We start from the raw sequence: 11,102 nt of genomic DNA, 5'->3' as shown, positions 1-11,102 counted from the left end.
CACGAGGTGTCAGCCCCAAGTGGCTATATGTTAATGACAGATGTTTCATTTACGGTAACGGATAAGGCACAAACCTTAAAAGTACAAGGACAGGATTTACAAACAGTAACAGAATTATTAAAGGTAGATCAAGATGGTAACCCATTAGTGGGGGCGACATTACAAGTCTTAACGAAAGATGGAAAAGTTGTAGAGGAATGGATTTCAAAAGATACTGCTCATATTGTGACAGGCTTAGCACATGGAGAGTATATTTTCCATGAGGTGTCAGCCCCAAGTGGTTACACATTAATGACAGATGTTCCATTTGTGGTAACAGATGAACCAGTGGTCTTAAAAGTACAAGGACAAGACTTGCAGACAGTAACATCATTATTAAAAGTAGATGAAAAAGGCAATCCATTAGTGGGAGCGACATTACAAATTTTAACGAAAGATGGAAAAGTTGTAGAGGAATGGATTTCAAAAGATACTGCTCATATTGTGACAGGCTTAGCACATGGAGAATATATCTTCCATGAGGTGTCAGCCCCAAGTGGTTACACATTAATGACAGACGTTCCATTTGTGGTAACAGATGAACCAGTGGTCTTAAAAGTACAAGGACAAGACTTGCAGACAGTAACATCATTATTAAAAGTAGATGAAAAAGGCAATCCATTAGTTGGAGCGACATTACAAGTCTTAACAAAGGATGGAGCGTTAATTGAAGAATGGATTTCAACGGATAAAGCACATCAAATTGTAGGCTTAGCACATGGAGAATATATCTTCCATGAGGTGTCAGCCCCAAGTGGTTACACATTAATGACAGATGTTCCATTTGTGGTAACAGATGAACCAGTGGTCTTAAAAGTACAAGGACAAGACTTGCAGACAGTAACATCATTATTAAAAGTAGATGAAAAAGGCAATCCATTAGTGGGAGCGACATTACAAATCTTAACGAAAGATGGAAAAGTTGTAGAGGAATGGATTTCAAAAGATACTGCTCATATTGTGACAGGCTTAGCACATGGAGAATATATTTTCCATGAGGTGTCAGCCCCAAGTGGTTACACATTAATGACAGACGTTCTATTTGTGGTAACAGATGAACCAGTGGTCTTAAAAGTACAAGGACAAGACTTGCAGACAGTAACATCATTATTAAAAGTAGATGAAAAAGGCAATCCATTAGTCGGAGCAATGTTACAAGTCTTAACGAAAGATGGAAAGCTAGTTGAAGAATGGATTTCAACGGATAAAGCACATGAGATCGTAGGCTTAGCACATGGAGAATATATTTTCCATGAGGTGTCAGCCCCAAGTGGCTATATGTTAATGTCGGATGTTCCATTTACAGTAACGGATATGCCTAGAACTTTAATGGTACAAGGACGAGATTTACAGACAGTGACAGAATTATTAAAAGTAGATGAAAATAATGATCCATTAGTGGGAGCAACGTTACAAGTGCTTAAAGCAGATGGAACATTAGTGGATGAGTGGGTATCGACAGATAAAGCACATGAGATCGTAGGCTTAGCACATGGAGAGTATATTTTCCATGAGGTGTCAGCCCCAAGTGGCTATATGTTAATGTCAGACGTTCCATTTACAGTAACGGATAAGCAAGAAATTTTAAAAGTAAAAGGTAAAGATTTACAAACAGTTACAGAATTATTAAAAGTAGATGAAAATAATGATCCATTAGTGGGAGCAACGTTACAAGTGCTTAAAGCAGATGGAACATTAGTGGATGAGTGGGTATCGACAGATAAAGCACACGAGATCGTAGGATTAGCACATGGAGAGTATATTTTCCATGAGGTGTCAGCACCAAGTGGTTATATGTTAATGTCAGACGTTCCATTTACAGTAACGGATAAGCAAGAAATTTTAAAAGTAAAAGGTAAAGATTTACAAACAGTTACAGAATTATTAAAAGTAGATGAAAATAATGATCCATTAGTCGGAGCGACATTACAAGTCTTAACGAAAGATGGAGTGTTAGTTGAAGAATGGATTTCAACAGATAAAGCACATGAAATCGTAGGATTAGCACATGGAGAATATATTTTCCATGAGGTGTCAGCACCAAGTGGTTATGTTTTGATGGAAGATATTCCGTTCACAGTAACAGATAAGCAAGAAATTTTAAAAATTCAAGGACAAGATTTATTGACAAGTGTTGGTATTTTAAAAGTAGATGAAAATGGTGATCCATTAGTCGGAGCGACATTACAAGTCTTAACGAAAGATGGAGTGTTAGTTGAAGAATGGATTTCAACAGATAAAGCACATGAGATCGTAGGATTAGCACATGGAGAGTATATCTTACACGAAGTATCAGCACCAAGTGGTTATGTTTTGATGGAAGATATTCCGTTCACAGTAACAGATAATCCAAGTCCAATTTCAATTATTGGACAAGATTTACAAACTCACATTGAAATCTTAAAAGTAGATGAATTAGATGTTGCTTTACAAGGAGCAACGTTACAAGTGCTTAAAGCAGATGGAACATTAGTGGATGAGTGGGTATCGACAGATGTATCACATGAACTTGTAGGATTAGAGCATGGAGAATATATCTTACACGAAGTATCAGCACCAAGTGGTTATAAATTAATGGAAGATGTAGCATTTTATGTTGACGATCAACCTCAAACTGTTAAAGTGCAAGGACAAGATTTACAAACACGAGTAGAAATTGATAAATTTGATTCAGATGGAAATAAACTATTTGGAGCAACAATGCAAATTATCAATAAAGCTACTGGTGAAGTAGTCGAAGAATGGACAACAACTGATGAAACAAAGGTAGTAGAGGGGTTAGAGCATGGAGATTACATCTTACGTGAAATTACTGCTCCTAACGGATTCCAAAAAGTTTTAGATATTGAATTTACGATAACTGATGAAAATAAAGTTACAGTATTAGAAGTTACGGATGAATTGACACGAGTAGAAATTGATAAATTTGATTCAGATGGAAATAAACTATTTGGAGCAACAATGCAAATCATCAATAAAGCTACTGGTGAAGTAGTCGAAGAATGGACAACAACTGATGAAACAAAGGTAGTAGAGGGGTTAGAGCATGGAGATTACATCTTACGTGAAATTACTGCTCCTAACGGATTCCAAAAGATTTTAGACATTGAATTTACGGTAACTGATGATAATGGAGTGACTATATTAGAGGTTACGGACGAATTAACAAAAACAATCATTGAAAAAGTAGATGAAAATGGTAAATTATTAACTGGTGCTCATTTACAAATTATTAATGATAAAGGTGAAGTTGTTCGTGAGTTTATTACAGATGGAAAAGCGTATGTTATTGAGGGATTAGCACATGGAACATATACTTTACACGAAGTTCAAGCACCAAAAGGTTATCAGCTAGCAGATGATATTCAATTTACTGTAACAGATGATAACGGAGAGTTAATTGTAACAATGCTTGATAAAGCGATTGTTGAAGTGCCACAAACAGGATTTGATCAAAATACGTTAATGATTGGTGGACTTGCATTAGTAATCGTAGGATCAGCAGTAGCAACTAAAAAACGTAAACGTAACAACTAAGCTTAGTTGTTTTTTTTATGCCTATTTTTCCAACGGACATTGATCCGTTGGAATGATAGGTTAGGCAGACGAGATAAGTTAATTTTTCATATGTTCTCCTTAAAATAATTTATCCCTATAAACTTTCGATTCTTGTCTGTCTAACCTATCATGAATAGCACTGTAAAGATAAGGAGGAATTAATTAATGATAAATGATTTAAGAGTATTAAAAAATCAATTATTAAAAAGTAGGCAAATTTCAATATGCTTACTAAGTGGTATGAAAGATGATTTGAGAGTAAGGACAAAAGCGGTTCAATTAGTCGAAAAATCAATTTTAATGCTATTATTATCATCAAAAGAAGTTTGGAAAAGCGAATATGAATTTATGATTGATTTAATTATATATATCAATCGTAAATTAGTTAAATTAAAATTATAAGGAGTGATTTATAATGTTGGGTTGGTTATTAGGAGGATTTATTTTATTTATTTTAGGAGTAGTACCAATTATGGCTGTCATTGGTGGATCAAAGGCTGAAAAAAGGTTTGAGGAATCATATGAGATTGGAGAAGAAGTTTAATTGAAAGATTTTTTTGAGTATTTAAAATATAACTATGGCAGTTTTTTAGGATTATCAATTAATAGTGCTATGGTTCTTGTTTCTTTATCAGTAATAAGTGATTCAAATAATGTATTTATTAATGGAAGTATTTGCTTACTGTTTTTAATAAGGCTTATTAGTTTAGTAGTTTTATACGGTTATTGTAATTTGAAAATATGGTATGGATATATTGATCTTAAATTATCGAATATTATTAAAGTTATATTTTGCTTAGGTATGGATTTTTCCATAGCTATGGCAATATCATTTTTTTAATTCAAAAAACAACTAGCAAATAGTTGTTTTTTTATGCCTTGAAAGGGGGTGATTCCATTGGATAATTAAAAAAGACTACCTAATCTTAGGTAGTCTTTTTCTTTAAGAGTATACAGAGTAAAACATTGCAACAATGTTATTTTATCATTAGAAAGCAAATTAAAATGTCGAAATGAGGTGTTTATATGCTTGTAGATGAAGTGACAGGGAAAGTAGTCCGGTGTGCTTTAAGTTCTTCTGATTTGAGTAAAAAAGCCTTATTAATGGTATTAAAAAACGTATTAGAAAGTTTAAATAACGGAAAACAATCTTTAAAATCATTAAATAAAAAAGATATTACATTAGATTTTATTGAGGTAGCCAATCAAGATATAAAAGGGTTACAACGTCAGCTTAAAAAATTAGGTGTTGACTTTTCTGTTGTCAAAAGTCCAAGTGAGGATAATCAGCATTATGTCTATTTTAAAGCAAAAGATGTTAACCAAATTCAATATGGTTTACAAAAACATATTAATAAGGCTATGGAGCAGTTAGAAAAAGGAACAATAAAAGAACAGTTGCAAGAAAGAAAACTACAAAAAAATCAGCAAAAAATAAAAACTAAAAAACAGGAATTATCAAGATGACAAAATATCTAGGTATTTCAATTATTTCAATTTTAACAGGTTTTTTAAGTAATCGTTTATTTTTTTTACTCTGTAAAGATTATCAGTTAAATCCGAACCCAATTTCTAACTTAAATTTTGCACTGGAAAATTTATTGAGTGATATTTCTAGCAGACCATTTTTTATTAGTTTAGATCAAATTCCCTTAATAGTGAGTGCCATAGTAATTTTACTGTGTATTGCTATTTATTCTAGTAATCAATTAAATAAAAAAACTCATATGAAAGGGATAGAACATGGTTCTGCGAGTTGGGCCACTAATGAAGATATAAAGCCATTTACTGAAAAATCAAAAGACAATCATATGATTCTTACTGCAACAGAGGGAATATCTATCAATACACGTAAAACGTTAAGAAATAATAATATATTAGTTGTTGGTGGTTCTGGAAGTGGTAAAACACGTTTCTTTTTAAAACCAAATCTTATGCAACTACATTCTAGTTTCGTAATCACTGATCCTAAAGGTACAGTTTTATTAGAATGTGGAAAAATGATGGAACAAGCCGGATATGATATTAAAGTTTTTAACACAATTAATTTTTCAAAATCTATGCACTATAATCCTTTTGCTTATATTCGAGAGGAAAAAGATATTTTAAAATTTGTGAATACATTGATTTTAAATACTAATGGTGATGAAAAAGGTAAAGAAGATTTTTGGGTTAAGGCAGAAAGATTATTATATCAGGCTTTAATTGGTTATATATTTTACGAATGTCCGGAGGAAGAACATAATTTTGCAACTTTGATTGATTTGATAGATGAAATGGAAGTTCGAGAAGATGATGAAGAATTTAAGTGTGCAGTTGATATTTTATTTGAAGATTTAGAAGTCAAAGAGCCTAATCATTTTGCAGTTAGACAGTATAAAAAATACAAGTTAGCCGCCGGAAAGACTGCAAAAAGTATTTTAATATCAGTTGGGGCAAGGTTAGCACCGTTTGATATTAATGTTTTGCGTGAAATCACGTCTTATGATGAAATGGATTTACATACAATCGGTGAGAAAAAAACTGCTATGTTTATTATCATTGATGATACAGACACAACATTTAATTTCTTAGTTGCTATTATGTATACTCAAATGTTCAATCTTCTATGTAATCTAGCTGATGATAAATATAAGGGAAGATTACCAGTTCATGTTAGATGTTTATTGGATGAATTTGCGAATATCGGTCAAATTCCTAACTTTGAAAAATTGATTGCTACAATCCGAAGTCGTGAAATATCAGCTTGTGTTATTCTTCAAAATATGGCCCAATTAAAAGGAATTTATAAGGAACAAGCCGGAACTATTGTAGGAAACTGTGATACGTTTTTATTTTTAGGAAGTGGAGAAGAAGAAACACAAAAAAGTATATCGTCTAAAGTTGGAAAGGCAACGATTGATTTTGTAACAATAAATCAGAGTAAAGGAAATAGTGGAAGTACGACTGTTAATCATAATAAAACAGGACGAGATTTAATTACTCCGGAAGAGGTCGGATTACTAAAAACTGATGAATGTTTATTATTTATTCGAGGTGTAAAACCTTTCAAATCTAAAAAGTTTAAATTAGAAAGTCATAAACGTTATAAGGAATTAGCTGATTATGACGAGAAAAATTATTACAGTTTTGAAGATATAAAGAAAAGTCAATCAAATATTGAATGGATTAATAAAACGAAAAATGTACTTGAAATTGAATAAAAAATTGATATTAGGAGGATTTTAAAATGCAAGGTGCGAATATGGTATTACAATTACTTAACTTAGTGGTGACAGGATTACAGTGGGGTGGAGGTCTTTATGCCTCTTTTGGATTAATTCAATTAATTCAAGGATTAAAAAATCAAAACAGTGGTGATACTAACTCTGGAATTTGGACATTAGTTGGTGGAGCAGTTATTTGTGCAGTTGGATTTATGTTACCAAGCATGATCTCATAAAAAAAGCTACTATATAGTAGCTTTTTTTTAATTAAAAAATGAGGTGATAATATGGAAAATACTATTATCGAATGGATTCAACAAATTTTAGATAGCATTAATAGTCTAGGGATTGACGGATCATTGTCACAAGGATTGCAACAGTATAATTCTTCTATTTTTCAAGGGGTAAAAACAATATGTTCAACCATTACATTTCCTATTGGTTTAGCAATCATGGCTTTATTTGTAGCACTAGAATTTATTAATATTACACAAAGAAGTAATATGAATGGTTTAATGGGGCTAGAAGTTCCATCTAAACTGATTATTAAATTTATGATTTGTTCAGTATTATTACAGAATTCATTTGATATATTAGTAAAAATTTTTGATATAAATTTAGCAGTTATAAGTGATATTTCTTTGGGAGCAAATCAGACGTTTGGATCGGTTGATTTAGATTCCTTTAAACAAAGTTTAAAGGACGTTGGCTTTTTAGGTCAAATTGGAATATCTATGCAGATATTTATTATTTGGGTAATTAATTCATTAGCTATGTTGTATATCAAAGTTATGATTACTGTTAGGATGTTAGAACTTTATCTTTATTTAGCAATTTGCCCAATACCAATCTCAACATTACCTAGTGATGAATTTGGACAAATTGGAAAGAATTTCCTTAAAGGATATACTGCTGTCGCATTACAAGGTGTATTAATTTTCTTATTATTAAATTTCTTAACAATGTTGATAGGACATATAGGTGGTAATGATATATCGGATACTCTTTGGCAATGTATGTTTTATTCAGTTATTGTTGCTTTTGCACTTGGAGGAACATCAAGGCTTGCTAAATCAATCTGTAATGCTATGTAATGGGGAGGTGAGCGTATATGTCACTTGAAGTCAAAATTCCTAAAGAAATTACGGAATATGAGGGAAAGATTATCTTTGGATTAACTGGTAGGCAAATATTAGCTTCATTTGTTGCTATTGGTACTATGTTAATTATCTATCCTAATGTTACTAAACTATTAGGTGAAAAGGTAGGACAACCAATCGCTATGCTAATCATTGTTCCAATTTGGTTAGTTGGATTCGTAAAGAAAGATGGGTTATCGTTTGAGAAATATGCCTTAAATATTATTAGATTTTATTTTTCAAAGAAAAAAAGATATTTTAGTACAGACTTAAATAAAATTTTGAAAGATTTTGAAATAGAACAAGGGGTGAAGAAAAATGTTAAGAAACATACTAAAACCAATTTCAAAGAATGTAGAGAATGGAAATCAAGCACTAAAGACCAAAAATTCCACATCAAAGAATCAAGGAAACAGATTAGACGTGCGAAAAAAGAATATAGAAAAGCAAAATCAAAACATAAACAAACAAAATAAATTAATGTCGAAAGCAAAAAACACTCAATCATCTATTTGTTATGAGCGTATGATTGAAGATGGAATTTGTTATTTAGGTAATGGAAGTTATTCTCGTACTTTTAAGTTTTCAGATATTAATTATCAAACGGCCTGTCGTGATGAACAAATTGACGTTTTCTCTCGTTACTGCGAATTTTTAAATTCTTTTGATTCGGAAATTCAAATTCAGATGACAGTATTTAATCGTCATATTGATCCGGAAGATTTTAAAAATGGAATGTTAATTCCATTAAGAGAGGATCAATATAATGCTTATCGAACAGAGTTTAATATGATGTTAGCAGATAAGGCTATGAAAGGTCAAAATAGTATTATTCGTGAGAAATATATTACTTTAACGACACAATCAGATAGCTACGAAAGTGCAGTTATGCAGTTTTCAAGACTTGAAGTTGATATTATGGGAAGGTTAAAATCCTTAGGTTGTGAAGTATACCCACTAAATGGATTAGAAAGATTAGAATTAATTCAACGTATTTTAAAACCAACAGAGAAATTTACATTTTCATATGATTATCTATTAGAAAGTAATTTAACTACTAAAGATTTTATTGCTCCACACAGTTTAAACTTTAGTGATAAGAATTATGTTGAAATTGATAATTACTATAATCAAACTATTGGAATTATAGAATTACCAACAGACCTATCAGATAGATTAATCACTGATTTAACGGATTTATCCGGTCATATTACAGTTAGCTTACATATGACAAGTGTAGAAAAAGATAAAGCACTCGCTATTGTTAAGAATAAATTAGTTTTAATGGAACAACAAAAAGTAACTGAACAGAAAAAAGCTCTTAAAAATGGCTATGATCCGGACATGATTCCATATGAATTAAAATATTCAATTACAGAAGCAACAAATTTATTAGAAGATTTAAGAGAAAAAAATCAAAAGATGTTAAAAGTTACAATTTTAATTAATTTATCAGCACCTACATTTGATGAATTAGAACAGTTATTATTACAAATCAGAACAGTTGCTAATAGACATAGTTGTAAATTAATTAACTTATCTTATCTACAAGATAATGCTTTAAATTCAGTTTTACCAGTTGGAGTGAATTTATTAGAGTTAAAGCGTACTTTAACTACGTCAAGTACAGGAATTTTTATTCCATTCACTACGCAAGAACTTTTTCAAGAGCATGGAAGTTATTACGGATTAAATGCAATTAGTAGAAACTTAATTTTCTTTGATAGAAAAACATTAAAAAATGCAAATGGATTTATTTTAGGAACACCAGGATCGGGGAAATCATTTACTGCAAAAGAAGAAATTGTTAAGACTTTATTAACAACAGAAGATGATGTAATTGCTATTGATCCGGAGCGTGAATATACACCTATTGCTAATTTAATGAAAGGTGAAGTTGTTCATATATCAGCCGGTTCAAAAAATTATATTAATCCATTTGATATTACATTGGACTATTCAGATGAAGATAATCCATTATTATTAAAGTCAGAATTTATTTTATCTTTATTTGAAGTTCTTATTGGTGGCAGAGAGGGATTATCGGCAACCGAGAAAGGTTTAATTGACCGAGCAGTTAAATTGACCTATGCCAAGTATTTCGCTAATCCTAACAAGCATGAAGTTCCAACTTTAAAAGATTTCTATAAAATTTTAACTGAACAACCGGAAGCAGAAGCAAAACAATTAGCGTTATCAATGGAAATTTTTGTTGATGGTAGTTTATCTGTATTTTCTAATCAAACAAATATTAATTTAGATAATCGTTTTATTGTATTTGATATTAAAGATTTGGGAAAACAATTAAAAACTATGGGAATGTTAATAGTCTTAGATCAAATTTGGAATCGTATTACAAAGAATCGTGCCATTGGTAGACGAACATGGATATATATTGATGAAATTTATATCTTATTCCAAAATGATTATTCAGCAAATTATTTATTTGAGTTATATAAACGTGCTAGAAAGTGGGGGGCAATTCCGACAGGAATTACACAGAACGTAGAAGATTTATTATTGTCTGATGTTGCACGAAATATGTTATCAAATAGTGAATTTACAATCTTATTGAATCAAGCGTCTAGTGATCGTGAAAAATTAGCAGAGTTATTAAATTTAAGTCCTCAACAATTATCATACGTTACAAACGTAGATCATGGTCATGGATTATTAAGAGCCGGCGGAAATATTATTCCATTTATTGATGATTTTCCTAAAAATACAGAATTATATCGAGTGATGACAACTAAGATTGAAGAAGTTGTTCAGGAGTGATAATGAGTGAATCAAAAATTAAAATTTAAAGATCACCAATCAAAATCACCTATTATCGAGCGTAATAGAGAAGAATTTACAATTAAAATTAAGACCTCCAAATTAAAACAATTTAAAAGTGAAGTTAATATATCAAAACAAGATTTTCATGTAATCTCTTTGAGAGATAAAAATATCTTTTTGACACAAAGTAAACTAAATCAAGTTTCGAGAGTACAAAGAAGATATAATAACTTTAACACCGAAGAAAAAATATTAGTTGATAATAAATATGGAGTTAAGGAAAGTCAGCAATCATTAGAATCAAAGGTTGTAGCCAATCCTCATACCTCTAAGCTAAATTCCAATAATAAATATGGAGTTAAGGAAAGTCAGCAATCAT

The 11,102-nt window shown here is 31.0% G+C and carries 10 protein-coding genes; all 10 read left to right on the top strand.

What is annotated here, in order from left to right:
- On the top strand, window positions 1-3,576 hold a 3,576-nt coding region (locus tag NEH75_RS10635; RefSeq protein WP_262948855.1), incomplete at its 5' end, for a SpaA isopeptide-forming pilin-related protein.
- Window positions 3,577-3,762: 186 nt separating this feature from the next.
- Entirely contained in the window at window positions 3,763-3,999 is a 237-nt protein-coding gene (locus tag NEH75_RS10630; protein WP_155062386.1) for a hypothetical protein, read from the top strand.
- Window positions 4,000-4,012: 13 nt separating this feature from the next.
- Window positions 4,013-4,141 carry a hypothetical protein gene (locus NEH75_RS10625; RefSeq protein WP_262941096.1) on the top strand — a complete coding sequence of 43 codons (129 nt, stop codon included), beginning with the start codon at window positions 4,013-4,015 and terminating at the stop codon, window positions 4,139-4,141.
- 482 nt (window positions 4,142-4,623) lie between these two features.
- Complete coding sequence (locus NEH75_RS10620; RefSeq protein ID WP_155062385.1) at window positions 4,624-5,064, top strand: PcfB family protein; 441 nt, start codon at window positions 4,624-4,626, stop codon at window positions 5,062-5,064.
- A complete protein-coding gene (locus tag NEH75_RS10615) occupies window positions 5,061-6,800 on the top strand; it encodes a VirD4-like conjugal transfer protein, CD1115 family (protein WP_155062384.1) in 1,740 nt (579 codons plus the stop codon). Before NEH75_RS10620 ends, NEH75_RS10615 begins: the two co-directional genes overlap by 4 nt.
- 26 nt (window positions 6,801-6,826) lie before the next feature.
- A complete protein-coding gene (locus tag NEH75_RS10610) occupies window positions 6,827-7,039 on the top strand; it encodes a hypothetical protein (protein WP_155062383.1) in 213 nt (70 codons plus the stop codon).
- Between the two features lie 51 nt (window positions 7,040-7,090).
- A complete protein-coding gene (locus NEH75_RS10605; RefSeq protein WP_155062382.1) occupies window positions 7,091-7,897 on the top strand; it encodes a VirB6/TrbL-like conjugal transfer protein, CD1112 family in 807 nt (268 codons plus the stop codon).
- 17 nt (window positions 7,898-7,914) lie between these two features.
- Entirely contained in the window at window positions 7,915-8,418 is a 504-nt protein-coding gene (locus tag NEH75_RS10600; RefSeq protein ID WP_155062381.1) for a PrgI family protein, read from the top strand.
- A 4-nt stretch (window positions 8,419-8,422) separates the two neighbouring features.
- Entirely contained in the window at window positions 8,423-10,720 is a 2,298-nt protein-coding gene (locus tag NEH75_RS10595; RefSeq protein WP_262941095.1) for a VirB4-like conjugal transfer ATPase, CD1110 family, read from the top strand.
- 6 nt (window positions 10,721-10,726) lie between these two features.
- A partial coding sequence (locus NEH75_RS10590; RefSeq protein WP_262948854.1) for a hypothetical protein occupies window positions 10,727-11,102 on the top strand: 376 nt, incomplete at its 3' end.

Origin of the sequence: Turicibacter sp. T129 (genome assembly GCF_025594975.1) — a bacterium.
Classification (GTDB): domain Bacteria; phylum Bacillota_I; class Bacilli_A; order MOL361; family Turicibacteraceae; genus Turicibacter; species Turicibacter bilis.
This window is presented reverse-complemented; position numbering and strand designations above follow the sequence as displayed.

Bases quoted from the DNA above. Each gene is read 5' to 3' on its own strand.
- NEH75_RS10630 (WP_155062386.1), top strand. From the start codon at position 3,763: ATGATAAATGATTTAAGAGTATTAAAAAATCAATTATTAAAAAGTAGG.
- NEH75_RS10625 (WP_262941096.1), top strand. From the start codon at position 4,013: ATGTTGGGTTGGTTATTAGGAGGATTTATTTTATTTATTTTAGGAGTA.
- NEH75_RS10620 (WP_155062385.1), top strand. From the start codon at position 4,624: ATGCTTGTAGATGAAGTGACAGGGAAAGTAGTCCGGTGTGCTTTAAGT.
- NEH75_RS10615 (WP_155062384.1), top strand. From the start codon at position 5,061: ATGACAAAATATCTAGGTATTTCAATTATTTCAATTTTAACAGGTTTT.
- NEH75_RS10610 (WP_155062383.1), top strand. From the start codon at position 6,827: ATGCAAGGTGCGAATATGGTATTACAATTACTTAACTTAGTGGTGACA.
- NEH75_RS10605 (WP_155062382.1), top strand. From the start codon at position 7,091: ATGGAAAATACTATTATCGAATGGATTCAACAAATTTTAGATAGCATT.
- NEH75_RS10600 (WP_155062381.1), top strand. From the start codon at position 7,915: ATGTCACTTGAAGTCAAAATTCCTAAAGAAATTACGGAATATGAGGGA.
- NEH75_RS10595 (WP_262941095.1), top strand. From the start codon at position 8,423: ATGTCGAAAGCAAAAAACACTCAATCATCTATTTGTTATGAGCGTATG.